Genomic DNA, 25,934 nt, shown 5'->3' with positions numbered 1-25,934 from the left:
GTTCCGTGCGGTTTTCCGCAATGTGCCGACGGACGCGGATTTCTAGCGTCGAAGCATGAACGAACACGCGGAAACCAGCTGGATCACCGGACTCATGGACACACTCGGCGCGCCAGGCGCCGGCCTGGCGATCGCCGCCGAGAACCTCTTCCCTCCCCTGCCCAGCGAGCTGATCCTCCCCCTGGCGGGCTTCGCGGCGGGGCAAGGCCAAATGACGCTGTTCTCCGCCCTGTTGTGGACGACGCTCGGGTCTGTTCTCGGCGCACTCGCCCTCTACGGCGTGGGCGCGCTGCTCGGCCGGGACCGGATGCTCGCGATCGCGGCCAAGCTGCCGCTGGTCAAGGTCTCCGACGTCGAGAGGACGGAACGCTGGTTCCAGCGGCACGGCAACAAGGCGGTGTTCTTCGGCCGGATGGTGCCGATCTTCCGCAGCCTGATATCGATTCCGGCCGGTATCGAGCGGATGTCGATACCGGCCTTCCTCGTCCTGACCACACTCGGCAGTCTGATCTGGAATTCGATCTTCGTCCTCGCCGGCTACGCGCTCGGCGAGAACTGGGAGGAGGTGACCGGCTATGTGGACGCGTACTCGAAGGTCGTACTGGTGGCCGCCATGCTGGCAGTCCTGGCCTTCCTCGTCATACGGCTCAGCAGGAGTGGTCGGGGACAGCGACGCCGTGGGTGAACGCCCGCAGGATCTCCTCGCCCGCCACGGCTCCGCGCGCGTCCAGCGCGGTGACGTGCGGAGCGCTCCACCCGGAGTCCGCCAGCTCACCATGACCGGGACGCCACCCGCGGTCCGCGGCCAGCAGCAGGTCGGCGTCCAGCAGCGAGTCGCCTGCGGCGAATACCTGCGAGGCGCCGGTCCGGCGGACGACTTCGGCGACGGCGGCGCTCTTGGTCAGCGGCTTCGGCACGGCGTAGATCTTCCGTCCCTGGAGCGAGACGGTCCAGCCGCGGGCAGCCGCCCACTCGGCGAGTTCCTTGACCCAGGTCTGCGGCAGCAGCGAGCGCTCGACGACAAGGTAGGCGAAGAGGTCCTCGGCCACGCGTTCCTTGAGCAGCCATGCCGGGTCGGCGGTCCGCAGCAGGTGCGCACGTACCTCGTCGAGCGATGCGCACTCCGCGCTCAACCGGGCGGCGACGGTGCGCTGCCAGCCCTGGTCGGACTCTCCGTCGACGAGCAGGTGCCCGCCGTTCGCGCAGATGGCGAACCGCGGTGCGGGGCCCGGGAGGTGGATCCGGCCGTACTGCTCGCGGGTGCGCGTGGTCGTGGGGACGAACGTGGTGGCGTCGGCGAGGCCGGCGAGCAGCTCCGCCGCCGTCTCCGTCATGTAGGAGAGCGGCCGGTGTTCGTAGACCTCGACGCAGAGCAGGCGGGGTGCCTCGGCGTCGGGCACGGCCAGGTCCAGTGCGGCGGCCGAATAGATGAGGGTGCGGTCCAGGTCGCTGGCGACGATCGTGCTCACGGCGCGGTCACCGCCTTGCCGTCCGCACCCGTCGCGCCCCGCGTGAAGCGGGGGTGGATCAGTCCGACACAGGTGTAGGGGAGTTCGTCGACCTCTTCGACGGGGACGCCCCGCTGTTCAGCGAGGAGACGCACATGATCGAGGTCCGTTCCGGCGCCGCGCCGGGCAAGAATCTTCCAGGGGACGCGCCGGAGCAGTACCCGTGTGGTCTCACCGACACCCGGCTTGACGAGGTTGACGTCGTGGATGCCGTACGCCTCACTGATCCGCTCGACCGCGGCCCAGCCCGCCCAGGTGGGTGTCCGGTCGGCCGCGGCCAGTTCCTTCACGTCGGGGGCGACCTGCTCGGCGACCTCGTCGAACCGCGCCGCGACGGTGTCGATGAGCACGCGCGACAGGTCGGCCTCCGCGAGATCGCGGTAGAACTTGGCGCCGTGGAAGTCGTCGGGCCCGACGAGATCGTCGCGGAGTACGGTGCGCGATATCAGGCCGGATACGGTCGAGTTGAGGCACGCGGAGGGGATGAGGAAGTCGTCACGGGTGCCGTAGGTGTCCACGCACCCTCCGGGGTCGGCGAGGACGGCGATCCGCGGGTCGAAGCCGGGGAAGTCGCGCACCGCCTGGCCCAGTTCCCGGGTGATGGCGCCCTTGCCCGTCCAGCCGTCGACGAAGACGACGTCCGCCGGGTCGTGGTGGGCGGCGAGCCAGCGCAGGGCGGTGGTGTCGATGCCACGGCCGCGCACGATCGAGACCGCGTAGTGCGGCAGGTCGAGCCCGTGGGCGTGCAGGGCCCAGCGGCGCATCAGAACGCCCACCGGGGTGCCGGCGCGGGCCAGCGAGACCAGTACCGGGCGGGCGGAGCGCTCGGCGAGCACCGTTTCGGTGACGGTGCCGACCGCCCGCGCGATGCGGCCGGCAGAGGTCTCCAAGGCACTGTGGAAAAGCGCCTGGTACTGCTCACTCGGCTGGTACTCGACGGGCAGCGACTCGGCATAGTGGGCACCACCAGCCTGTATCGCCTCCTCACGCTCCTCCGTCGGCGCTTCGAGGGTGATCGAGGACAGGTCCTGGAGCAGCCAGCCGACCTCGTCGGGGTCGTAGGAGGAAAAGGCGGGGCCGCGCAGCGGCTCGGGGAGGGGCATCGGTCAGACCTGTCGTCGCGTGGCGTGGGGCGTGGGCTTCGGGGCGGGCTCCGGCGTCTGCGGCAGCGGGTCCGCCGGTGTGTAGGAAGGAATGACGGCGAGCAGCAGCCGGTCGGTGTGGGCGGCCAGCCGGCCCAGGAGGCCGTCGGCACCGTGGAGTTCCGGAGTGTCGCCGTACGAGTCGATGACGGCGACGACCGCGTCGAAGCGCCGCCGCGGATCCGCGCCGGCCGCGACGTTGTACGCGTACCGCTCCCCCGGCCCGTCAGCCGGCCGGTCGTGGGCGGGGAAGGCCAGCCGGGTGCGTATGGCGTAGCCCGGGTCGTCCACGGCGAGGACCGGGGAGCGGGTGGTGGTCGAGAAATACACCTCGGCCGGTGTCCGGTCGTCCAGGGCTCCGGCGAGGCGCAGCGGTGTGTACATCAGCTCTTCGTTGCCGAGGACCAGCACCCGGCGGGCGCCGGTGAGCTCATTCGCGACCCGGCCCGCCATGCCGGGCAGCGCCGCCTCCAGACGGGCCCGGTGGGTGGTGGTAAAGCCGTGGCGCCCGCCGTCCGGCACGCCTTCCGGCCAACCGAGGTCGACTCGTACGGCTTGCGCCTGGCCGCTCGGGGCCATGGCCTCGTCCGAGACTGCGGCCCCGCTCCCACGGCTGCTCCCGCTGCCGCAACTGCCAGTGCCGCTACCACCCTCCCCGGCGTCGGCCGCCGAGGTTCCCGGAGCCCGGCTCGCGGACGTCGGCGCAGACGTGGATGTCGTGTCCTGATGCGTGGCTACGAGGGCTTGGCCGCGTTCGAGGACGTCGGCCGGGAGTTGTACGCCACCGGCGGCCAGCGCGACGAGGTCGACCCGTGCGCCCAGGTCCGCGGCGAACTTCCGCAGCTGGCCGCGGTCCGAGTCCGAGCGCATGTCGACCAACGCGACGACGACGTACCGCTCGCGGGGGAAGCGGGCGTGCAGTGCCTTGATGGTGTTCAGGACCGTGCGGCCGGTGGAGAACTCGTCGTCGACGAGGACCAAGGGGCCGTCGCCGGCCAGCAGCGCCGGGTCCTCGGGGAGCAGCAGGTGCGAGGTCGCGTGACTGTGCTCCTCCTCGAAGCCGCCGGCTTGCTCGACCCCCGCGACCGGTCGCCGCGTGGAGTGCAGATAGGGCGCGAGGGCCAGCCCGTCGGCCACGCTGTGCCCGAGGCCCGTGGCGGTCTCGGCGTATCCCAGGACGACGGCGCGTGCCGCCTCGGTGTCACCGAGCAGTTCACGGACCTGGCGTCCGAGCCCGAGGCCCGCGCCGTAGACCGTGTCCGGCCGCTGCGGTACGTGCTTTCCGAGCACGTTCGACACGAGCAGGTGCGCCCGTTTCGGATTGCGCCGCAGCGCCAGGCCGAGCAGCCTGGGCAGCTCCGCCCCACCGCTCAGCGAGACACCGAGTCGCTGGGCGACCCACTCTCCCGTCCACACCACTGTGCCCGTCTCCTTCGTCTCTTCCGCCGCCGTCATCATCCGTTGCTTCCTGGACGTCCTCGGCCCGGTGGGGCGGTGACCGCCAGGCCTGAACCGTTCGCCGTCTCAGGTATGCGGAAGGCTGGCCGTCAGCAGTTCCACGAAGCCGACGCCCTCGCGGGCGACGCCGAACGCTTCGGCGCGGAGCAGGGTCCGTTCGGCCCAGGCGCGATGCGGCTTGATCTCGTTCATCTTGTTCGTGTACGCGGAGCGCAGCACGCCGCCGGCGCCCCGCTCGGGCCGCAGGATGTCCACGGCGTCGCTGAACTCCTCATGGCTGACGACCGAGAGGGCGTGCACCGGCGCCACGTGCGAGGGGTGGATGCAGGTCTTGCCCTGGAGGCCGTTCGCGCGGTCGAGTTCGATCTCGCGCAGCAAGCCGTCCATGTCGTGTTCGATCAGGGCCGTCCGGAGCTCCTCCGCCCGGCCGAGGAAGGGGCTCTGCCGCAGCTGCGGCTTGAACATCCGCTCGTGCAGCCGGAAGTACTCCCACACCGGGCCGGTGACCGTGAAGCCGGTGCCGTCCGCCCGGCCGAGGACGTTCACCACGTCGGCGATCACCGACGCGACGATCTGCACGTCGTACGCGGTCATGTCGGGGGCCCGGCGCAGGCCGTAGGCCGAGCAGAAGTCGGTGACGCCGAGACGCAGTGCCAGTATGCGGTCGCGGTACTTGTCCACCGTGCGCGCGATGCCCCGCAGTGTCTCGCCGCGGCTCTCCAGGTGGAGCAGATCGGGCGATTCGAGCACCGGCATGGCGAACAGCCGCCGCCCGCACTCCGCCTCCGCGCCGGTCAGCGCCTCCAGGAACGGGACGCCTCGCTCCTCGGTGAACTTGGGCAGCACGAATCCGGACAACAGATGAACGTCACGGCCCAGTCGGCGCACCAGGTCGGGTATCTGCGCGACCGCGCGCACCCGGATGAACAGCAGCGGGAGGACCGTACCGTTTTCGGCCTCCTCGCCGAGGGCCGCGAACTGCCGTACCAGATTCTCCTCACCGGCGACCACGTCCGCGTCACTGATGGAGTCCTCCAGGCACAGCACCATGGAGACCACTCCACGGCCGGCTTGTTTGACGACGTCCTCGGCGAGGCGCGGACGAGTGGCCGGGCTGTAGAGCGTTGCGCCGAGGGCCACCGAGAGCGTGCTGGGCGGGGAGTCGGCGGTGAACTCGACCGGCTCCTGGTGGAACAAAGCATTCCGGATATCGGGCGCAAGATGCCCAAAGTGACGCATAGAACTCCCCGTGAGCAGGCGGGGCCGGGGCCACCCCGCGGCGACTCGCTGTCTGGATCCGGCCGGTAATCGTACGTGCGGCCGCGACGAGAAAGTTCCCGCCCATGTGAAAAGCACGTGACCCGCACACGACGGCCAGGTGTCGCGGGCACCGGGCGGGCCACGCCGGAGCGGCCCCCGCGTTGTCCCTCCGACCTCCGGGAAGGCAGGATTACGGACATGACGCACGCGATGCTGAAAGGGTCCAACGTACCCCTCGACACCACGGCGGTCCGGGCCGTACTGCGCTGGGCCCCCGGCGCGGGGGTGCCCGATGTCGATGCCTCGGCCCTGCTCCTCGGTGCCGACGGACGCGTGCGGTCCGATGCGGACTTCGTCTTCTACAACCAGCCACGGCACCCCAGCGGCCTGGTGCGGCACCTGCCGAAGACGCAGCTGGCCGACGGGGTGGCGGACACGATCGAGGCGGACCTGTCCGGACTTGAGGCGTCGGTGGACCGCGTCGTGCTCGCTGCGTCGGCGGACGGCGGGACCTTCGCGCACGTACGGGATCTGCGCGTCCTGTTGCACGATGCCTCCTCGTCGGACGACGAGCCGGTCGCGGTCTTCGACGTAGTGCCGGAGACGGGCAAGGAGACGGCCCTGATCTGCGGCGAGTTGTACCGGCGCGGAGACCGGTGGAAGTTCCGCGCGCTCGGGCAGGGGTACGAGAACGGGCTGATCGGCCTGGCCACCGAATTCGGGATCTCGGTGGAGGAAGAGGACGAGTCCGCGGCGCAGGAAGCCGGTGCCTCAGCCGGTACGACAGCGGGTGCGGCAGCGGCCGCGTCGTCGGACGCCACCGCACCGACGGGCAGCGCGGGCAGCGAGGCTGGGTTCGGTTCCGAGTCCGGCGAGACAGGGGGTTTGGCTTCCGCTGCGGACCCTGATGCCGCGACTCAGCATCTGCCCGATTCGGGCCCGGGATCGGGCCCGAGCCAGGCGCCGAGCCCTGCTCCGGCCGTGTCGTCCCCTGCGACACCCCCGGCACCAGCACCAGCGCAGGCGCCGTCCCCGGCACCGGGCTCCGCAGCCCAGTCAGAGCCGGACTCGTTTCCGCTGTCGCCGCCCGCCGCTCCGCCCTCGGCCGCCCCGCACGCGGCCGCGCCGGCTGCGGCGTATCCGCCTCAGCCGCAGCCCACCGGTGGGGGCTACGGCTATCCGCAGAACGGTCCGAACATCCCGCCGCCTCCGACGCGGCCCCCGGCCCAGCCCGCGTACGGATACCCCGGCCCGATGCCGCAGCAGCCGCAGCCTTCGTACGGCTACCCGCAGCCTCCGCAGCAACATCAGCATCAGGCGTACCCGACGGGCCCGGTGGCTCAGGGTGTCCCGGCGCCTCCGGCCTACGGTTATCCGCAGCAGCCCCCGGCTCCCGGTCCGGTTCCCGGACCCGGGCTGGACCCGAACTTCGTCCTTCCGCCGCAGGGACCGCAGTTCCAGCACCGCTGACGGGCGGGTGGCGGCCCGGCAGCGCTCAGCCGTAAGCGCTCACCCGTCACTGTTCAAGGGGCAGTGGCGGCCGGTGGCCGGCATGTGTTCGGGTCGGCCGTCATGGCACCATGCCGGGCTTGCTTGGCGGGGAGAGTGGGGTGCTTCCCTCAGGCGCCTGCCCGCAAGCAAGCGGCTGCTCGCAGACGGCCCACGGCCGGGCGCCCAGGGCACTGAGCAGCGACCGCGCACTGAGCAGCCGTCGAGGCGCTCAGCCGCCCGTTGAGCGACTGAGCAGCCACTGAGGCAGCCGCTGAGCAGTGTCAGACGCCGAGCAGCTCAGAGCGGCCGGCCACGACCACGGTCGCGAGACCGGGCGTTCCGCCCCGGCCGCCACACCGGCCGTAACGTTTCTTCAGCCCAGCCCAGCCCAGCCCAGCCCAGCCCAGCCCAGCCCCCGTACCCCCGGGCCCCCGCACCGCCGGGCCCCCACACCGCCGACTAGGACTCTCCACTCAGCCTCAGCTGAAGCCCCAGCTCAAGCCCCAGCCCACGCCCTCGGCTCAAACCCCCAGCTCGTGCCCTTGACGCAAGCCCCAAGCTCCGAGCCCAGTCCACGCCCGGCTCAAACCCCAAGCTCCGATCCCGGCCCACGCCCCCGCCCCCGCCCCACGTCCACCCCCTGCATGCCGCCCACCGCAAACTCCTCCTCCAGGTCTTCGGCCGTCCGCTGCGCCCGCCCCGGGACCCTCCGCAATCGCTGGCCTCCCGTACACGGCCGGAGAACGGCATCCGGTCAGCAGGCCGATCCCACCGGCGAAGAAGCCGGCCAACTCGCCTCCGCGCTGCGCACCGCCCTCGCGCAGACCCGTCGGCTCCGTGTGCGGGGCGGCGTCCTCTGAGGCCACCGTCATTCGATCGAGGTATGGGGCAGCGAACCTCGGGGGTCCGGCTTCCCGGCCGTGGATCCAGTCGTACGAGAGGGACCGCGTACTGGAGGTGCCGGGTGGCAGGAATGAACAGGCTGGGTCTTGCGGAGCCGTACGTTGAGCTGTCGTCGGCTGCCCGCGAGATGGATTTTCCGCCGGTGGACAACGGAATCGACTTCCTGTGGTCGGTTTCGAGCTTGCTGCGCCGCGACCCGCCGGGCCCGCGAGAGCTGAAATACGTGGTGCTGGACCTGTACGCCGCCGCTGAGGTCCTTCTCAAGGCCCGCCTCGCCCGGGCCGGCTGGAAGCAGGTCTTCCGGCACCCCCACGACGCTGACCGCGGCGACTACGAGTCCGGGGACTTCGAGAGCTGCACCCTCACCCGGGCCCGCACGCGTCTGGAGACCGTAGCCGGCGTCACCGTCGGCGGCCCGGCGACCGAGAGCCTGACCGTCCTCGCACGCCGGCGCGACAAACTCCGGCACCACGGCCTGCGGGGCGTTTCGGCCCGCGAGGTCGAGGCCCGCGCCGGCCAGGTCATGGACTTCCCCGTCACCTTCGTCTTCGCCGAGTTGCTGCCGCCCGTGCCGGAGCGCCCGTATGACCGCCGCGACTGCGCCCTGTGCAAGATCGCGTGGAAAGCCCTGCGGGCGACCATCTGCCACACCACCGGTCTCGCCCGGCTCACCCGGATCAAGGGCGAACTGGCCAACGTCAAGGACCGCGCCCTCGCCTGCCCCCGCTGCGGCCAGTGGGCACTGGTCACCGGCGGCGGCGAGTACCCACTGGTCGGCCGTTTCTGCCATGCCTGGTGGTCCCACCCGACGTGGTCCCACCCGACGTGGGCCCTCCTCGCCTGGATAAAGACCGACGACGGCCACGCAAGTTGGGGGCGCCTCGACTCTTGTCCGCGGTGCGGCGCCCAAGACGCGCTGCTGGACTTCGGAGTACGGCCGGCCGATGCGCCCGACGTGCCCCGGGCGCTGTGCGCGAGCTGCGGCGCCACCTGAGCGCGCCGACTGCGCGCCGACTGCGCGTCGGCGCCGAGCCCTGCCCCGTCTTCGACGGCGCGCCTGCCAGCGCCCGTGCCATGACCGTGCTGTTCACCGACGTCGGCATGGAGCGCGTCGTCGCGGCCGCCGACCGCGACGGACAGGACGTCGAGGAGTGGGTGCGCGCCGTCCTACGCGAGCGATGGGATGCCGAAGAGCTGACGGCGGCGACCGTCGTCGCGCGCTGCACCGTAGCAACCCGGGCTACCGCCCTCCCTTGGCCAAGACCGGGAATGTCCGACCGCGGAAGGGGGCCCGAGGTACATGCCGAAGGAGCAACAGGACGATCTTGACCTCTGACGTCCAACCATGAGACGACGCCCTCGACTCACACCTTCGTCTTGTACCCCCGCCCCCACTGCAGGCCCCAGCCGTACAGGCGGTCCAGTTCGGACTGGAAGCCGTAGACGTACTTCACCTCGCGGCGGACGGTGAGTTCGCCCTTGTTGTTCTCCAGCATGAAGATGGCGCAGGAGCGGGCCTGTGGCGCGCGTTCGTCGAGGCCGATCTCCACGCGGGGGCCGCTGCTCGGGTAGAGCGTCACGACGGCGTGGGTGCGGTCGAAGGCCGGTGTGCCGTCGTAGATGTAGACGAAGATGAGCAGGCGCTTGATCTCGTCGCGGTGGTCGAGGTTGATGTAGAGCGTTTCGCCGGAGGGTGAGCCGAAGCGGTCGTCGCCGCTGAGCTTCACGTACGGCGCGGCGTTGATGTCGCCCAGGAAGTTGCCGAGTGGCTGCACGACGCCCTTGGTGCCGTCCTTGAGCTCGTACAGGCAGGCCAGGTCCAGGTCGATCTTGACGACCGCCGGTCCCTGCGCCTGCACCACCTCCGGTTTGAACATCTTGCCCGGATTGCGCAGCAGGCTGCCGCCGCGCTGCGAGCTGCGCATCCCGATGTCGGACGTGCGCATCTGCCAGGACAGGTTGACCCGCAGGTGCCCGGAGGCCGCGCCCTGCTTCGTCAGCGAGACGACCGGATTGCGCTTGGTCAGTTCGACCACGTACGACGCGCCACCGGCTTCGAATTTCGGCGCCCCGCCCCGACGCCAGTTGTCCAAGAACGACACCTTGCCCCACCCCATCGATCCGACCCGGAGGCCGCCCGCCCGACGGCTCGGCGACCCGACTGCTGCGTGCGTCCCGGCCCCACCGGTTCGTCCCGGCCGTGCCGGCCCTCCCCGGTTGCACCGGTCCTCCCCGGCTGCACCGGCCGCCCCGTGGCCCGGTACGGCCGCGGGGCGGCCATGGAGTGAGCACTCCATGGCCGCCCCGCTGAGAGCGTTCCTCAATCAGACCCTCGTCACACTCCGGAGGCAACTTCCGACTTTGCCGCGGAGTCTTCGCCCGCTTTGCCTTCCTTGCGGTTCTTGCGCATGGATGACCAGAAGGACGCGGCGATCAGCACGATTCCGACCAGGCCGGTGATGACCTCGTTGATCTCGTACTTGATCGTGGCGAGCAGGATGACGGCCAGCGCGCCGATGGCGTAGTGCGCGCCGTGCTCCAGGTAGACGTAGTCGTCGAGGGTTCCCTTACGGACCAGGAAGACCGTCAGCGAACGGATGTACATCGCGCCGATGCCCAGGCCCAGCGCCATCTCGAAGATGTCGTTGGTGATGGCGAAGGCCCCGATGACGCCGTCGAAGGAGAACGACGCGTCGATGACCTCCAGGTAGAGGAAGAGGAAGAAGGCGGCCTTGCCCGCCAGCCCCACACCCGAGACGGAGCCGCGCTTGGACGTCTCGCCGTTCGCACCGGCACCGTCTTCCCGGGCCGCCACCGCCGGCTTCGCGGCGGAGCCGTTCCCGGCGTCCTCGTTCTCGGCTTCCTGGGCCTCTTCGGCCTCCTCCAGCTTGTCCTCGAAGTAGCCGGAGACACCACCCACGACCAGATACGTGAGCAGGCCGGCGACGCCGGACAGCAGCACCGTCGCGCTCTTGTCACCACCGCCGTGCGCGACGTCGGTGGCCACCGTCATGGCGGTGACGAGCAGGACGACCAGCGCGACGATGACGGACAGCATGTCCAGCTTGCCCATCTTGGCCAGCGGCCGCTCCAGCCAGCCCAGCCACTTGTGCTCGCGCTCCTCGAAGATGAAGTCGAGGAAGATCATGAGCAGGAACATGCCACCGAAGGCCGCGATGGCCGGGTGGGCCCCCGTGACCAGGTGCTCGTACTGCGCCTTGTCGTTGATCGCCAGATTGACGGCCTCGATCGGTCCGATCTTCGCGGTGACCGCGACGATGACGACCGGGAAGACCAGGCGCATGCCGAAGACGGCGATGAGAATGCCGACGGTCAGAAAGATTTTCTGCCAGAAGGCGTTCATCTTGCGCAGGATTCCGGCGTTGATGACCGCGTTGTCGAACGAGACCGAAATCTCCAGGATCGACAGGATGCCGACGATCGCTAGCCCCTGCCACCCCCAGAGGACGCCGGCCAAGGCCAGGCCGGCCGCCGTGACGGCGAACGACCAGCCAAAGGTTCTCAGGAGCACTGCCTAACCCAATCCCTCGCTGTATGGGGTCCCCCGCGCGCAGTGCGCGGCGCTTTACGAAACGTTGACCCCGAAGTCTAGAGCGATGCCTCGCAACCCCGACGCGTACCCCTGGCCCACCGCGCGGAACTTCCATTCACCGCTGTACCGGTAGACCTCACCGAAGATCATTGCGGTTTCGCTGGAGGCGTCCTCACTGAGGTCGTAGCGCGCCAGTTCACTGCCGTCCGCCTGGTTGACCACGCGGATGAAAGCGTTGCTGACCTGGCCGAAGCTCTGGCCGCGGACATCCGCCTCGTGGATCGAGACGGGAAAAACGATCTTGTCGACCTCTTCGGGGACCGTGCTGAGGTCCACGAGAATCGACTCGTCGTCCCCTTCACCCTCACCGGTGAGGTTGTCGCCCGTGTGCTCGACCGAGCCGTCCGGGCTCTTGAGATTGTTGTAGAAGACGAAGTACTCGTCGCCGAGCACCCGCCCCGACCTGCACAGCAGCGCGCTGGCATCCAGGTCGAACGGCGCTCCTGTGGTCGAGCGCGCGTCCCAGCCGAGGCCGACCATGACCTGCGTGAGATTCGGAGCGGCCTTGGAGAGGGAGACGTTGCCTCCCTTTGCGAGCGTGACGCCCATGGTGTTCGCATCCTCCCCGGTGACGGTGGTGCCGCGGTTGTCCACGGCTTTCATACGGGTTCGTACATGGCCCGTACGGGACGGACACGGTCCCGGATACGCCACTTTTACGGCGCACAGGTGGACTCCGCGGGGCGCGCGATCCGCCGCGCGCCGGGATCCGTGTCCCGCACGGCCTGCGTACGGGCTTCAAGCGCGCCCGGCGCCGTACTCCCCGGACAGGGGGGTACGACGCCGGGTGCGGAAGGGTGACGGCTCGGCTCAGACGTTGACGCCGAAGTCCTGCGCGATGCCGCGCAGGCCCGAGGCGTACCCCTGGCCGATGGCCCGGAACTTCCACTCCGCGCCGTTGCGGTACAGCTCGCCGAAGACCATGGCGGTCTCGGTCGAGGCGTCCTCGCTGAGGTCGTAGCGCGCGAGCTCGTTGCCGTCGGCCTGGTTCACGACGCGGATGTAGGCGTTGCGGACCTGACCGAAGCTCTGCTGGCGGTTCTCGGCGTCGTAGATGGACACCGGGAACACGATCTTGGCGACGTCGGCGGGCACGCCGGCGAGGTTCACCTTGATGGCCTCGTCGTCGCCCTCGCCCTCACCGGTGGTGTTGTCGCCGGTGTGCTCGACCGAGCCGTCCGGGCTCTTCAGGTTGTTGAAGAACACGAAGTTCTGGTCGTTGGCGACCTTGCCCTGGTCGTTGGTCAGCAGCGCGCTGGCGTCCAGGTCGAAGTCCGTACCGGTGGTGGTACGGGCGTCCCAGCCCAGACCGACGAGCACCGCGGTCAGATTGGGGGCTTCCTTCGTCAGCGAGACGTTTCCGCCCTTGCTGAGGCTGACTCCCACGAGTCCTCCCTGGGTTCGAGGGGTACGAAATGCTTTGCGCCCCCATCGTGCATGGCATCAGATCAACGTTTTGATCCTAGTGACCGGTTCCCACCGATTACAGGTACCGGTACGGACACCGCGCCGATGTCGCGGCGGGAGCCGGTCACGGCGGGAATCAGAGGTCGCCGAGCGCCTTGAGGTAGTCGTTGAGGTCACGGGCGTCGGGCAGGCCGTTGACGACCGTCCAGCGCACCACGCCCTCCTTGTCGATGATGAAGGTCCCGCGCACCGCGCAGCCCTTCTCCTCGTCGAAGACGCCGTAGGCCCGCGAGGCCTCACCGTGCGGCCAGAAGTCCGACAGCAGCGGGTACTCCAGGCCCTCCTGCTCGGCGAAGACGCGCAGCGCGAAGGGCGAGTCGTTGGAGACGGCCAGCAGCTGCACGTCGTCGTTGACGAACTTCGGCAGCTCGTCGCGCAGGGCGCACAGCTCGCCGGTGCACACGCCGGTGAAGGCGAAGGGGTAGAAGAGGAGGACGACGGCCTTCTCGCCGCGGAAGTCGGAGAGCTTGATCAGCTCACCGTGCTGGTTCTTCAGCTCGAACTCCGGAGCCTTCGAGCCGACCTCGATCGCCATGGGGACCGTTCCCTTCGCAGACACCGTGCGCGGACGCCTTTGCCGTGCCCGGCGCCGTCACCGGCGTGCGGCGCGGGGCACCGCCGGCAGCGCCCGCTCCGGCGGATTCCAACAGGTTGCGGCCAACCCTACGCGCCGGGGCACGCACGCCGAGCCCCCCACCGGATCACCCGGCGGAGGGCTCGGCACGGAACGTGGGGGCGCAGCTCAGCGCTTGCCCGACTTGGCGCCCTTGGGGGTGACCAGGCGGCTGCCGCTCCAGTCCTTGCCCGCGTTGATGCTCCTGGTCTGGGACAGGCCCGCCGTCTGCGCGGCTTCGTTGATGTCGCTCGGCTCGACGTATCCGTCGCGGCCGGTCTTGGGCGTCATCAGCCAGATCTCGCCGCCCTCGTCGATCAGACCGATGGCATCCACCAGCGCGTCCGTGAGGTCGCCGTCGTCATCGCGGAACCACAGCACGACGACGTCGGCGACGTCGTCGTATTCCTCGTCAACGATCTCCTGGCCGATCACGGCCTCAATGGCTTCGCGGAGCTCCTGCTCGACGTCGTCGTCGTAGCCGATCTCCTGGACCACCTGTCCGGGCTCGAACCCCAGCTTGATGGCCGGGTTGGTCCGCTCCTCCGCGTGGTCCGCGGTCGCGCTCACGGATTGCCTCCTGTCATGTTTCGGTAAATGGCTTGCACCCACGCGTGCGCGGGGCATTGGGCGTAGTCCACACGGGCCGGGCGGATCGCGCAAGTACCCGGCCGCCGAGACCGTCGAAACGGTGACGTTTACCGCCGTCTCGCCGCAACTGCGACCCCACCCGCACGGCGGGAAGTGATTCACCCCACATCCATTTACTGCCTTTATTGCGTTTTGTTCGGTGACTGGGCTCTTTGGGGGGTGACGCCCGGCACCCGGACCTCTTCGCGGGGTTCGCACGACCGTACGGCGACCGGTTCCGGCGTGGGCGTATGGTTGCGATTTGGCCGACCTCAAAAACCGGCCTGCGAGCGCCCGTCTCTTAGGGGGTGGTTACCCACCGGTAGAGATGACGTATCCCGGTGAGCCGGTACACGATGGAAGACGGCGCGACACCAAAGCAGAGCAAGACCGAACAGCGAAGGAACAGCGTGGCTTCCGGATCCGATCGCAACCCGATCATCATTGGCGGCCTTCCCAGCCAGGTCCCGGACTTCGATCCCGAAGAGACCCAGGAATGGCTCGACTCGCTCGACGCAGCCGTCGATGAGCGAGGCCGGGAACGTGCCCGCTACCTCATGCTCCGCCTGATCGAGCGGGCCCGCGAGAAGCGCGTGGCCGTGCCCGAGATGCGCAGCACGGATTACGTCAACACCATCGCGACCAAGGACGAGCCGTTCTTCCCCGGCAACGAGGAGATCGAGCGCAAGATCCTGAACGCGACCCGGTGGAACGCCGCGGTCATGGTGTCGCGGGCGCAGCGCCCCGGTATCGGCGTCGGCGGCCACATCGCCACCTTCGCGTCCTCCGCCTCCCTGTACGACGTGGGCTTCAACCACTTCTTCCGGGGCAAGGACGACGGCAAGGGCGGCGACCAGATCTTCTTCCAGGGCCACGCCTCGCCCGGTGTGTACGCCCGTGCCTACCTCCTGGACCGGCTGAGCGAGACCCAGCTCGACGCCTTCCGGCAGGAGAAGTCCAAGTTCCCGAACGGCCTGTCCAGCTACCCGCACCCGCGGCTGATGCCGGACTTCTGGGAGTTCCCGACCGTCTCGATGGGCCTCGGCCCGCTGGGCGCGATCTACCAGGCCCGGATGAACCGCTACATGGAGGCGCGCGGCATCGCCGACACCTCCGACTCGCACGTGTGGGCCTACCTCGGCGACGGCGAGATGGACGAGCCCGAGTCGCTCGGCCAGCTGTCCCTCGCGGCGCGTGAGGGCCTGGACAACCTGACCTTCGTGGTCAACTGCAACCTGCAGCGCCTGGACGGCCCGGTCCGCGGCAACGGCAAGATCATGCAGGAGCTGGAGTCGCAGTTCCGCGGCGCCGGCTGGAACGTGATCAAGCTGGTCTGGGACCGCAGCTGGGACCCGCTGCTGGCCCAGGACCGCGACGGCGTCCTGGTCAACAAGCTGAACACGACCCCGGACGGCCAGTTCCAGACGTACGCGACCGAGACCGGTTCGTACATCCGCGAGCACTTCTTCGGTGACGACCACCGCCTGCGCGCGATGGTCGAGAACATGACCGACCAGCAGATCCAGCACCTGGGCCGCGGCGGTCACGACCACAAGAAGATCTTCGCGGCGTACGCGGCGGCCAAGGCCCACAAGGGCCAGCCGACGGTGATCCTCGCGCAGACCGTCAAGGGCTGGACCCTCGGTCCGAACTTCGAGGGCCGCAACGCGACCCACCAGATGAAGAAGCTGACGGCCGAGGACCTCAAGCGCTTCCGCGACCGGCTGCACCTGCCGATCTCGGACAAGGAGCTGGAGGACGGCAACCCGCCGTACTACCACCCGGGCCGCGACTCCGAAGAGATCCAGTACATGCACGACCGCCGCAAGGCGAACGGCGGGTACGTCCCGACGCGTATCGTGCGTGCCAAGCCGCTGCCGCTGCCGGACGAGAAGGCGTACGCGGGGGCGAAGAAGGGCTCCGGCCAGCAGAAGATCGCCACGACCATGGCGTTCGTGCGGGTCCTGAAGGACCTCATGCGGGACAAGGAGATCGGCAAGCGTTTCGTGCCGATCGCGCCGGACGAGTACCGCACCTTCGGTATGGACGCGTTCTTCCCGTCCGCGAAGATCTACAACCCGCTGGGCCAGATCTACGAGTCGGTCGACCGCGAACTGCTGCTCGCCTACAAGGAGTCGCCGACCGGCCAGATGCTGCACGACGGCATCTCCGAGGCCGGCTGCACCGCGTCGCTGATCGCGGCGGGCTCCGCCTACGCCACGCACGGCGAGCCGCTGATCCCGATCTACGTCTTCTACTCGATGTTCGGGTTCCAGCGCACCGGTGACCAGTTCTGGCAGATGGCCGACCAGCTCGCGCGCGGCTTCGTGCTGGGTGCGACCGCCGGCCGTACGACCCTGACCGGTGAGGGCCTCCAGCACGCGGACGGCCACTCCCAGCTGCTCGCCTCGACCAACCCGGCGTGTGTCGCCTACGACCCGGCGTACGGGTACGAGATCGCGCACATCGTCAAGGACGGTCTGCGCCGGATGTACGGCGAGAACAGTGAGGACATCTTCTACTACCTCACCGTCTACAACGAGCCGATCCAGCACCCGGCCGAGCCGGCCGACGTGGACGTCGAGGGCATCCTCAAGGGCCTGTACCGCGTCAAGCAGGGCGACAAGGGCGAGCACGCGGCCCAGATCCTCGCGTCCGGCGTGGCCGTGCCGTGGGCGATCGAGGCCCAGCAGATCCTGGCCGACGAGTGGAACGTCAAGGCGGACGTCTGGTCGGCGACCTCCTGGAACGAGCTGCGCCGCGACGCGGTGGAGATCGAGGAGCACAACCTGCTCCACCCGGAGGAGGAGCAGCGCGTTCCGTTCGTGACGCGGAAGCTCGCTGACGCGCAGGGTCCGAAGGTGGCCGTCTCCGACTGGATGCGTGCCGTTCCCGACCAGATCGCGCGCTGGGTGCCCGGCACCTACCAGTCGCTGGGCGCCGACGGCTTCGGCTTCGCGGACACGCGTGGCGCGGCCCGTCGCTTCTTCCACATCGACGCGCAGTCGATCGTCCTCGGCGTGCTCACCGAGCTGGCCAAGGAGGGCAAGGTCGACCGTTCGCTGCTGAAGCAGGCGATCGACCGTTACCAGCTGCTGGACGTCGCGGCCGCGGACGCCGGCGAGGCGGGCGGCGACGCGTAGTCACCCGCAGGGCAGCTGACAGCTGACACCACGAGGCGCCCCCAGCCGGACCTCTCCGGCCGGGGGCGCCTCGTGTCGCTTCGGAACATCGGCCCGGCGTCCGCTCGGAACGCCGGTTCGGCATCCGCTCCGCACCGTCCGCTCAAGACGTCCGCTCAGAACGGCCTGTGCAGGGCGTCCGCTCAGAACGGTGCCCCGACGGCCGTGGTGGTGATCCGGATGATCGCGAACACCGTGTCGATCACACCGAGGACGACGGCCACCAGTGCCGGCAGCGCATGGCTCCCGCTGTTCCACCGGCGGCCCATCGCGAGCCAGCCGAGGAGCACGGACACCGGCCCGAGCACGATGCTCAGGATGAAGAATCCGGCGACCGCGCAGATCAGTCCGATCACGCCCAGCGTCGCGCGGTCCGGCCCGGTCCGAGACCCCGTCCGGCCTCGTGAGCGGGGGTTGCTCCGCAGGTGGGTCCGCCATCGGGTGCGGCTGTGCTGTCCGAGGCCCGCCATCATCCCTCCCGAGGGTCGCGTGGTTCGGGCTCGGGCTCCGAGTACCCCGCGTCGCCGTACCCACTCCCCCCGTCAGCTCTCCCAGATTTTGAACGCCCTGACCTGGTAAGGGGATTCGGGCACCCAGCTGCCGCCGCCCGGGTAGGTGTCGAACTCCCCGGTCTCCGCGCACTCGGCGCTCTGGTACGTGGTGACGGGCCGGCCGGTGCGGTTGGCGAACGAGGCGGCGCGGACTCCGGCGGGCAGCGTGACGCAGCTTTCGATGTCGGTGCCGGACAGTTCGTAGGTCTGCCGCTTGCCGCCGAAGCCGCGGCCCGGCCAGACGCAGAACTGGCCGGTGGCGCAGTCACCTGCGGCCGGCCCCGGGTGCGCCCGCGGCCGCTGCTGCGGTGCGCCGTGCGCGGCCGGGACGCCGAGGTGGGCGGCGGCCAGTGCGGCGGCTCCGGTCAGCAGGGCGACGGTGTGGATCGGACGCATGTGCATCACTCCCCCGTGGAGTACGAAGTGGTCTGCCGCGGCGGGCACTTGTCCGCCGCGGGCCGGTGATCCGAGCTTGGCCGTGCACGGGCGCCGGAGCCAAGCCCGCGGCGGACGTCCCACCCTGATAGGCGATGTGCCGCTGCCGGGTCTGCAACAGGCGGCCGGGGGCGAGCTGTTGACGCCACCGCCCGGTGTGCGGAGGGGCGGCGGGCGCCGGGGTGCGGAAAGCCTCAGGCCCGTACGGGGGACGGCGGGCCTGTGGAGAAACGAAAACGCGCGGCCGGCCGGAGCGGGAAGCTCCGGCCGGCCGCGCGTCGAGACGCCCCGACCGCCCGGCGGACGGCCGGACGGCAGACGGCAGGCATCAGACGTCAGACGTCCGGCATGCAGGCATTCGGATGTCAGGCGTCAGGCGTCAGATGTGCCCGACCCCCGCGCCCGCCTCCGCGTTGGCGCCGCGCTTGGTGAACAGCGCGACGACGGCCGCGACGACCGCCACGGCGCAGGCGACGGTGAAGGCCAGGCCCATGCCCGACACGAACGTGTCGTGCACCGCGGTGCCGATACGGTCGACGATCTGCGGCGTCATGCCGGGGGCCTGGGCCACCTGCGGCGGCACCGCGCCGACCTCGGCGGCGGCCTTGAGCGCCGGGTCCGGGGCGCCCGGCAGCCCCGCCTTGGTCCAGTTGCCCGCGAAGTCCGAACTGACCTTGCTGGACATCACGGCGCCGAGCACCGCCGTACCGAGGCTGCCGCCGACCTGCATGGCGGCCTGCTGGAGACCACCCGCCACGCCGGACAGCTCCAGCGGCGCGTTGCCGACGATGACCTCGGTGGCGCCGACCATGACCGGCGCGAGGCCCAGGCCCAGCAGTGCGAACCACAGGGACATCGTCAGCGTGCCCGTGCTGGTGGACAGGGTGGTCATGCCGAACATGGCGACGGCGGTGAGGACCATGCCGCCGACGAGCGGGACCCGGGGGCCGAACTTGGTGATCAGCGCGCCCGCGGCCGGCGAGCCGACGATCATCATCGCGGTCAGCGGCAGCAGGTGCAGACCGCTGTCGACGGGGCTCAGGCCGTGCACGTTCTGCAGGTAGAAGGTGACGAAGAACAGGCCGCCCATGAAGGCGAAGGCCATCAGCACCATCAGGATCGTGCCGGCCGTCAGCGGTACGGAACGGAACATCCGCAGCGGGATCAGCGGCTCGCGGACCTTGGTCTCCAGGATCGCGAAGGCGGCGAAGACGACGACCGCGGCGGCCAGGAAGCCCAGCGTCTTGGCGTCGCCCCAGCCCCACTCACCGGCCTTGATCAGGGCCCAGATGAGGCAGAACATGGCACTGGAGAGCAGCACGATGCCGGGGATGTCGAAGGAGCGCGGGGCGTTCACGGCGCGGTGGTCCTTGAGGATCACCAGGCCCAGCACGAGGGCGAGGACGCCGACCGGCACGTTGATGAAGAACACCGACTGCCAGCTCACGTGCTCGACGAGCAGCCCGCCGACGATCGGGCCGCCGGCGGTGGAGGCGCCGATGACCATGCCCCAGATGCCGATGGCCATGTTGAGCTTCTCGGCCGGGAAGGACGCGCGCAGCAGTCCGAGGGCGGCGGGCATCAGGAGCGCGCCGAAAATGCCCTGCAGCACGCGGAAGGTGATGACCAGCGAGACCTCGCTGGACAGCCCGATGGCTCCGGAGGCGATGGCGAAGCCCACCACGCCTATGAGGAACGTCTGCCGGTGGCCGAAGCGGTCACCGAGCTTGCCGGCCGTGATCAGCGAGACGGCGAGCGCCAGCAGATACCCGTTGGTGATCCACTGGACGTCGGCGAGGGACGCCTTCAGGTCCGCCTGGATGGCCGGGTTGGCGATGGCGACGATGGTGCCGTCCAGGGCCACCATCATCACGCCGATCGCGACGGAGAACAGGGTCAGCCACGGATGGCCCCGGAGTCCCTTGCGAGGCTCCGGTACGGAAAGGTCCGGCGCGGCGTGGGCAACCGGGGTCTTAGAGCTCATCCCCCGAGGCTAATGTCAGCCACTGACAGTTGACAAAGTAATTCAACAGTCGGTAACTGTCATTTAGCTCACAGGTATCGTGAGCTGCGGCAACAACGAGAAAGGCGGCGCAGGATGACCAGCTCCACGCCGCAGGTGACCCGACCTGAAACCGCCTGGTCCGGCGGAGGCGAACCCTCCGGCGGCACCGGGACCGGCGGCCTGCGCGAGCGCAAGAAGCAGCGCACCCGCGACGCCCTGATCCGCTCCGCTCTCGAACTGTTCACGGCGCACGGCTACGACGAGACGACGATCGACGAGATCGCCGAGGCCGTCGACGTCTCGCAGCGCACGTTCTTCCGCTATTTCGCGAGCAAGGAGGAGGTCGTCTTCGCCGTCCACGAGATGGTGGAGGCGCGCTTCGCCGAGGAGCTGGAGCGGCGGCCGGCGGACGAGGCACCCCTGGAGGCGCTGCGCAGCGCCGTGATGACCTCGTGGGACGACATCGGCGGCGTGATCCAGTCCGTGATTCCGCTCGAACTGCACATGCGGACGTACCAGATGATCGAGTCGACGCCCGCGCTCATGGCCGCCCACTGGCGCCGCTACTCGGAGCTGGAGGAGCAGATCGCCCGGCTCGTCGCGCGGCGCGAGGGCGTGGACGTGGCGACCGACCCGCGGCCGCGGGTGGCGGTCGCGGCGTTCAGCGGGGCGATACGGGTCGCCGGGAAGGTGTGGGGCGAGGGCGAGGACGTCAGCGTGGAGTCGATCCGCGAGATCACCGAGGAGTACCTGTCGCAGATCGGCCCGGCCGTGTGCGGCGACTGGCGCGGGCGGACGGAGAGCCGGTGACGGCGCCTTCCGGAAGCGGCGCGGGCGGACGGGGAACCGATGACGGCGTCCTTCGGAAGCGGCGCGTCCGTCGGGCGCCGAGTGCCGCCGTGAGTCCGTTTCCGCACGTCTGAGCGGCCGCCGTTACCGTACCGTGTCCGAAGTGGTCCCATATGACCAGCCTGAAACGTGATATCCCTCACCCCCTCAGCGGGCGCCCCGTCACTTCTCCTAGGGTGGCCCGCGGTGACTTCTTCCTTTCCGGGCCTCGGTGCCCCCTCCTTCGGTTTCCTGCAGTCCACCGCCTGGCGTGCCGCGCTCGCCCTGCTGGTGGTGTTCGTGATGCTCGCGATGACCGGCTGGACGGCCGTCAGAGGCAGCAAGGACGACGCCAACCCGCTGGCCACCGCGCGGTCCGCCTGGGAGCACGCCTCCCTCGGCGGTCACCGGCTGCCGGACACCGACTCCGCGCCCGGCGCGCTCGCCGCCTTCTTCCGGAAGCTGAGCCGGGCCGACCGGGCCACGCTCGCCGACCGCTACCCGCTGGTGGTCGGCAACATGGGCGGCGCCCCCGTCGAGCTGCGCTACCAGGCCAACAAGCAGGCGTTGCGGCAGGCCGGCGACCTGGAGCGGAAGCGGATGCACGACCGGCGGCTGACGCCGGTGGGCCGCCAGGAGGCGAGCCGGCTGATGCACCGCTTCGAGTCGATGCGCGGCTCCGGCCGGCAGATCCTCGCGTTCGACCCGGCCGGCGGCGGGCGGGCCGCGGAGGTCTTCGGCGATCTGCGGCGGGCCCGGCACGTCTCGGTGGTGGTGCCCGGCGTGGACACCAACCTCGCGACCTTCGAGCGCACCGCGCGGGCGACCAGCGCGCCCGCCGGGATGGCCAGGTCGCTCTACGACGCCGAGCGGTCCGTACGCGACGGCGACTCCCGTACGGCCGTGATCGCCTGGGCCGACTACACCGCGCCCGCCGGACTCGGCGTCGGCGCGGCCACCGGGCAGCTCGCCGAGGCGGGTGCGGTACGGCTGAACGCGCTGGTGCGAGCGCTGCCGCAGGCGGCTTCCGTCTCGCTGATGTGCCACAGCTACGGCTCCGTGGTGTGCGGCGTCGCGGCCCACCGACTGCCGTCCAGCGTCACCGACATCGCGGTGGCGGGCAGCCCCGGGATGCGGGCGGAGACCGCCGCCGGGCTCGGGACCGGCGCCCGGGTGTGGGCGATGCGCAATCCCGACGACTGGATCCAGGACGTGCCGTACATGGAGGTCGGCGGGCTCGGCCACGGTGCCGACCCGGTCACCGCGGCCTTCGGTTCCCGGGTGTTGTCGGCCGCCGGCGCCGAGGGCCACGCCGGGTACTTCGTGCCCGGCACGGAGAGTCTGCGCAACTTCGCGAGGATCGGGGTGGGCGCGGTCGCCTCGGTGCACTGCGCCGCGCAGGACCGGGAGTGCTCGGCCGGCCTCGCCTGAGGGGCGGCGCACGAGGGAGTGGCGGCGCACGGTGCCGTGCCCTTGTCCGTCCCCGTACCCGGGCCCGGGTCCGTGCCGCAAGGCGCGAACCGGACGGGCCGGGCGCGGGGGCGACATGGGGCAAAAGCGGCTTGACGCGCGTAGCGCATGATGTCCGGAAGGGGGACGGGCGGGCGACCGCCGCTTACGATGAGCCGCATGGGTGATGTGCTGGCCGGTTTTCACGCCGTCTGGGAGTTCGACACGGACTCCGTGCTCATCCGCTTCGAACGGGGGATACGCAGGCCGAAGCTGTTCCAGGCGCTCGGCGAGCGCCGCGTCCCCTACGAGGCGCTGAGGTCCGTCGAGCTGTCGCCGGGCAGACGCGGCACGGTGGTGCTGCGCGCGGTGCCCCGGCCGGGCGCCGACCCGCTGATGGAGGCCGCCGACGGCCAGCTCAAGGACGATCTCGACCCGTACCGCCTGGCGCTGCCGGCCGACCGGGAGACCCTCGCCGAGTACTACCGCGACGAGCTGCGCGCCGTGCTCGGGCCCGCCGCCGCGCTCCCCGCCGACGAGCACCTGGTGGCCGCGCCGGAACCGCCGCTGACCTTCAAGGCGTACGACGGCAAGGCGTCCTTCGACGGCGACTCGGTGGCGTTCCGCTGGTTCTGGACGGGAGCCTCGTCGGCCAAGTGGAAGTGCGGTGACCAGCATTTCCCGGTCGGCGGACTGACCGGGGTGGAGTGGCGCTCGCCGGAAGGCGGCGCCGGGGCGCTGTCGGGCAACGGGTATCTGCGGCTGGTGGAGCGCGGTGCGGAGGACCGGCGGCCCGGCGAGGCCGACCAGGATCCGGCTTCGGTGGTCTTCGGGCTGGGGTACGGGCCGGTGCACGAGTCGCTGCCGTTCGCCGCCTCGGTGCTCCAGGCGGTACGGGCGGCCACACCCGGCGCCGACGCGGGGCCGGGCCGGCCGGTGCGCCCCCGTACCGACGACCGCCGCGACCCGGCGGACATCGCCGACCGCATCCGGCAGCTGGGCGAGCTGCACACGGCGGGCCTGCTGACGGATGCCGAGTTCACGACGAAGAAGGCCGAGCTGCTGGCGGAGCTGTAACGGCGCGGGGGCCGGTGCCAGGGCGCTCGCCCTGCCGGAGCACGTCCCGGGCCGCCGGAGTGTGCTCCGGCCTCCCCGTACCGGGGTATGACGGCAGAGGCCACCCCCGGTATGACGCCTCGCCCGCCCGCCGCCCCTTACGCTGACCAGGCCATGCAGACCACACCACGTCCCACCGGCGACCGCCGTTCCCCCCGTGCCCGCGCCCTGCGGGCCGGGCGGCAGGCGTTGCACACCCTCGCGGAGGACCTCGGGAGGCCGACCGACCCCGGCGCCGCGCTCTTCGGCCAGGTGCAGAACCGCTGGCTGCGCCTGCTGCCGTACGTGGTCGCCTTCGCCTTCGCGGTCTCCCTGCTGCCCTCGACGGTCCATGTGCTCACGCACGACTACGGGCTCAGCGGCGGCCCGGCCGGTGCGCTGGCCACCGCCCAGACCGTGCCGCTGCTGCTGGCGGTGACCCGGCCGCTCCAGGCGTGGTGGGTGATCTTCGCGGCGGACGTCCTCGGCGGCATCGCGCTGGCCGTCGTGCCGGCGGGAGAGGGCCGCGCCTGGCCCTGGCCGGCCACGGTCATCGTCGGCTACCTCGTCCTGATGCTGGCGCTGTCGCTGCGCGAGAGGCGCCGCACACTGATCGCCGTCTGGGGGGCGACCGGCGCCCTGAGCGTCCTGTTCGAGCTGGTCCGACCGGACCGCAGCGACGGCACCTGGGTGCTGATGTTCGTCCTGTCCGGTCTCGTCCTGCTGGTCGGCGGCGCGCTCCAGGAGCGCGGGGCGGCCCAGCGCAAGCTGATCGAGCAGGAGAACATCAGCGAGGCGGAGCGTGCCATGCGCACCCTGCTGGAGGAGCGCACCCGGATCGCCCGTGAGCTGCACGACGTCGTGGCCCACCACATGTCGGTGATCACGGTCCAGGCCGACAGCGCGCCGTACCGGATCAGCGGCATCCCGGAAGCCGCTCAGGAGGAGTTCAGCACGATCGCCGCCACGGCGCGCGAGTCGCTGGCCGAGATGCGGCGGCTGCTGGGCGTGCTGCGCAGCGAGGAGACGGAACGGCACGGCGGCCCGGAGAAGGCGCCGCAGCCCGGCCTGGCGCAGCTGCCGAAGCTGGTCGAGGGGACGGTGCGGGCGGGGGTGCCGGTCGAGCTGGCGCTGCCCGACGAGCCGGTGGTCCTGGCGCCCGCGGTGGGCCTGTCGGCGTACCGCATCGTGCAGGAGGCGCTGGCCAACGTCGTACGGCACGCGCCGGGCGCGCACACCCGCGTCTCGGTCACGGCCGACGAGGACGGCGGGCGGCTGACCGTGCTGGTCGTCAACAGCGCCCCGCCGCGCGTCGCCGCGCCGCTGGAGACCTCCGGTACGGGCCACGGTCTGGTCGGCATGCGCGAGCGCGTACGGCTGCTGGACGGCACCCTGGACACCGGGCCCCTGCCCGACGGCGGCTTCCGCGTCGCCGCCCAACTTCCCATAACAGCAAAGGACCGCCACCCCGCATGACCACTCGGGTGATCATCGTCGACGACCAGGCCATGGTGCGAGCCGGCTTCGCCGCACTGCTCGCGGCGCAGAGCGACATCGACGTCGTCGGTGATGCGCCGGACGGCGTGCAGGGCGTCGAACTGAGCCGCCGTACGCACCCGGACGTGGTGCTGATGGACGTCCGGATGCCGGAGATGGACGGGCTGGAGGCGGCCCGGCAGCTGCTGGACCCGCCGCCCGGCGTCGTGCACCGGCCGAAGGTGCTGATGCTCACCACCTTCGACGTCGACGACTACGTGTACGAGGCGCTGCGGGCGGGGGCGTCGGGGTTCCTGCTGAAGGACGCGCCGCCGGCCGACCTGATCTCGGCGGTACGGGTGGTCGCGGCGGGCGAGGCGCTGCTCGCGCCGTCCGTGACGCGGCGCCTGATCGCCGACTTCGCCCGGCAGCGGCCCGCACCGCGCAAGGACCGGACCGCGCTGCGCCTGAACGGGCTGACGCCACGGGAGACCGAGGTACTGGAGCTGATCGCCCGCGGCCTGTCGAACCAGGAGATCGCGGAGGCGCTGGTGCTCGCCGAACAGACGGTGAAGACCCACATCGGCCGGGTGCTGGCCAAGCTGGAGCTGCGCGACCGCGCGCAGGCCGTGATCTTCGCGTACGAGTCGGGGCTGGTGTCACCGGGCGTGAACTGACCGGGCACCGCCATGCCCTCAGGGCGGCCCCGCCGACGTACGGGCCGGTGGGGGCGGGTGGGGTGGGGGTAACCCCCTACAAGGTCCTCGGGGTGGCCGGTCGTGCTGAAGGACGAGCAGTTCAGGCACCCCCTACCCCGGTATCAGCGGA

Annotated in this window: 21 protein-coding genes and 1 pseudogene; 10 read left to right on the top strand and 12 right to left on the bottom strand. The window is 70.6% G+C overall.

All coding sequences use genetic code 11. The features are described 5' to 3' along the window. Positions 1-55 precede the first annotated feature (55 nt). Positions 56-685, top strand: a complete 630-nt coding sequence (locus JXZ78_RS19980; protein WP_030023148.1) for a DedA family protein — start codon at positions 56-58, stop codon at positions 683-685. Here JXZ78_RS19980 and JXZ78_RS19975 read toward each other — a convergent pair. From JXZ78_RS19975 to JXZ78_RS19965, 3 genes and pseudogenes are all read right to left on the bottom strand, one after another. Next, positions 648-1,469: a hypothetical protein gene (locus JXZ78_RS19975; RefSeq protein WP_033039240.1), complete on the bottom strand. Its 822-nt coding sequence runs from the start codon at positions 1,467-1,469 to the stop codon at positions 648-650. The genes JXZ78_RS19980 and JXZ78_RS19975 overlap by 38 nt on opposite strands. Further along, positions 1,466-4,105: pseudogene (locus tag JXZ78_RS19970) on the bottom strand (phosphoribosyltransferase). The gene JXZ78_RS19975 and the pseudogene JXZ78_RS19970 overlap by 4 nt, the downstream one beginning before the upstream one ends. 69 nt (positions 4,106-4,174) lie before the next feature. After that, positions 4,175-5,347, bottom strand: coding sequence for an HpcH/HpaI aldolase/citrate lyase family protein (locus JXZ78_RS19965; protein WP_030023146.1), 1,173 nt, complete (start codon positions 5,345-5,347; stop codon positions 4,175-4,177). Between the two features lie 219 nt (positions 5,348-5,566). Between JXZ78_RS19965 and JXZ78_RS19960 the strand changes: the two genes are divergently transcribed. The 3 genes from JXZ78_RS19960 to JXZ78_RS19950 all read left to right on the top strand — a co-directional run bounded on the left by JXZ78_RS19960 (position 5,567) and on the right by JXZ78_RS19950 (position 9,091). Then, positions 5,567-6,838, top strand: coding sequence for a TerD family protein (locus tag JXZ78_RS19960; protein WP_030023145.1), 1,272 nt, complete (start codon positions 5,567-5,569; stop codon positions 6,836-6,838). Between the two features lie 1,066 nt (positions 6,839-7,904). Continuing rightward, the gene (locus JXZ78_RS19955; protein ID WP_157851711.1) at positions 7,905-8,756 is read left to right on the top strand and encodes a hypothetical protein; all 852 of its coding nucleotides are present in this window, start codon (positions 7,905-7,907) and stop codon (positions 8,754-8,756) included. An 80-nt stretch (positions 8,757-8,836) separates the two neighbouring features. After that, positions 8,837-9,091: a hypothetical protein gene (locus JXZ78_RS19950; RefSeq protein WP_157851710.1), complete on the top strand. Its 255-nt coding sequence runs from the start codon at positions 8,837-8,839 to the stop codon at positions 9,089-9,091. A gap of 35 nt (positions 9,092-9,126) precedes the next feature. Here JXZ78_RS19950 and JXZ78_RS19945 read toward each other — a convergent pair whose 3' ends face one another. From JXZ78_RS19945 to JXZ78_RS19920, 6 genes are all read right to left on the bottom strand, one after another. Then, complete coding sequence (locus JXZ78_RS19945; protein WP_030023143.1) at positions 9,127-9,864, bottom strand: TerD family protein; 738 nt, start codon at positions 9,862-9,864, stop codon at positions 9,127-9,129. Positions 9,865-10,097: 233 nt separating this feature from the next. After that, complete coding sequence (locus JXZ78_RS19940; protein WP_030023141.1) at positions 10,098-11,294, bottom strand: DUF475 domain-containing protein; 1,197 nt, start codon at positions 11,292-11,294, stop codon at positions 10,098-10,100. A gap of 54 nt (positions 11,295-11,348) precedes the next feature. After that, entirely contained in the window at positions 11,349-11,924 is a 576-nt protein-coding gene (locus JXZ78_RS19935) for a TerD family protein (protein ID WP_030023140.1), read from the bottom strand. Positions 11,925-12,185: 261 nt separating this feature from the next. Beyond that, positions 12,186-12,761 carry a TerD family protein gene (locus JXZ78_RS19930; RefSeq protein ID WP_030023139.1) on the bottom strand — a complete coding sequence of 192 codons (576 nt, stop codon included), beginning with the start codon at positions 12,759-12,761 and terminating at the stop codon, positions 12,186-12,188. A gap of 157 nt (positions 12,762-12,918) precedes the next feature. Then, positions 12,919-13,377 (bottom strand): peroxiredoxin, encoded by a 459-nt coding sequence (locus tag JXZ78_RS19925; protein WP_030023138.1) that lies wholly within the window; start codon positions 13,375-13,377, stop codon positions 12,919-12,921. Positions 13,378-13,584: 207 nt separating this feature from the next. Beyond that, a complete protein-coding gene (locus JXZ78_RS19920) occupies positions 13,585-14,025 on the bottom strand; it encodes a DUF3052 domain-containing protein (protein ID WP_030023137.1) in 441 nt (146 codons plus the stop codon). 470 nt (positions 14,026-14,495) lie between these two features. Between JXZ78_RS19920 and aceE the strand changes: the two genes are divergently transcribed. Further along, a complete protein-coding gene (gene aceE, locus JXZ78_RS19915) occupies positions 14,496-17,228 on the top strand; it encodes a pyruvate dehydrogenase (acetyl-transferring), homodimeric type (protein WP_030023135.1) in 2,733 nt (910 codons plus the stop codon). Between the two features lie 182 nt (positions 17,229-17,410). Here aceE and JXZ78_RS19910 read toward each other — a convergent pair whose 3' ends face one another. From JXZ78_RS19910 to JXZ78_RS19900, 3 genes are all read right to left on the bottom strand, one after another. Then, positions 17,411-17,740, bottom strand: a complete 330-nt coding sequence (locus JXZ78_RS19910; protein ID WP_030023134.1) for a hypothetical protein — start codon at positions 17,738-17,740, stop codon at positions 17,411-17,413. A 69-nt stretch (positions 17,741-17,809) separates the two neighbouring features. After that, positions 17,810-18,214, bottom strand: a complete 405-nt coding sequence (locus JXZ78_RS19905; RefSeq protein WP_030023132.1) for a peptidase inhibitor family I36 protein — start codon at positions 18,212-18,214, stop codon at positions 17,810-17,812. Between the two features lie 418 nt (positions 18,215-18,632). Further along, entirely contained in the window at positions 18,633-20,237 is a 1,605-nt protein-coding gene (locus JXZ78_RS19900) for an MFS transporter (protein WP_030023130.1), read from the bottom strand. 114 nt (positions 20,238-20,351) lie between these two features. Between JXZ78_RS19900 and JXZ78_RS19895 the strand changes: the two genes are divergently transcribed. The 5 genes from JXZ78_RS19895 (at position 20,352) to JXZ78_RS19875 (ending at position 25,783) form a co-directional block, all read left to right on the top strand. Continuing rightward, positions 20,352-21,068 carry a TetR family transcriptional regulator gene (locus tag JXZ78_RS19895; RefSeq protein ID WP_033039236.1) on the top strand — a complete coding sequence of 239 codons (717 nt, stop codon included), beginning with the start codon at positions 20,352-20,354 and terminating at the stop codon, positions 21,066-21,068. 225 nt (positions 21,069-21,293) lie between these two features. Then, positions 21,294-22,517, top strand: a complete 1,224-nt coding sequence (locus JXZ78_RS19890) for an alpha/beta hydrolase (protein ID WP_238783242.1) — start codon at positions 21,294-21,296, stop codon at positions 22,515-22,517. Between the two features lie 198 nt (positions 22,518-22,715). Continuing rightward, the gene (locus JXZ78_RS19885) at positions 22,716-23,612 is read left to right on the top strand and encodes a DUF4429 domain-containing protein (protein ID WP_030023127.1); all 897 of its coding nucleotides are present in this window, start codon (positions 22,716-22,718) and stop codon (positions 23,610-23,612) included. Between the two features lie 111 nt (positions 23,613-23,723). After that, positions 23,724-25,106, top strand: a complete 1,383-nt coding sequence (locus tag JXZ78_RS19880) for a sensor histidine kinase (RefSeq protein ID WP_030023126.1) — start codon at positions 23,724-23,726, stop codon at positions 25,104-25,106. Beyond that, positions 25,103-25,783: a response regulator gene (locus JXZ78_RS19875; RefSeq protein ID WP_030023125.1), complete on the top strand. Its 681-nt coding sequence runs from the start codon at positions 25,103-25,105 to the stop codon at positions 25,781-25,783. Before JXZ78_RS19880 ends, JXZ78_RS19875 begins: the two co-directional genes overlap by 4 nt. Positions 25,784-25,934: the final 151 nt, after the last annotated feature.

Origin of the sequence: Streptomyces monomycini, from assembly GCF_022271435.1 — a bacterium.
GTDB classification, from domain to species: domain Bacteria; phylum Actinomycetota; class Actinomycetes; order Streptomycetales; family Streptomycetaceae; genus Streptomyces; species Streptomyces monomycini.
The sequence above is the reverse complement of the archived record's forward strand: the minus strand, read 5'-3'. Positions and strand labels throughout refer to the sequence as shown.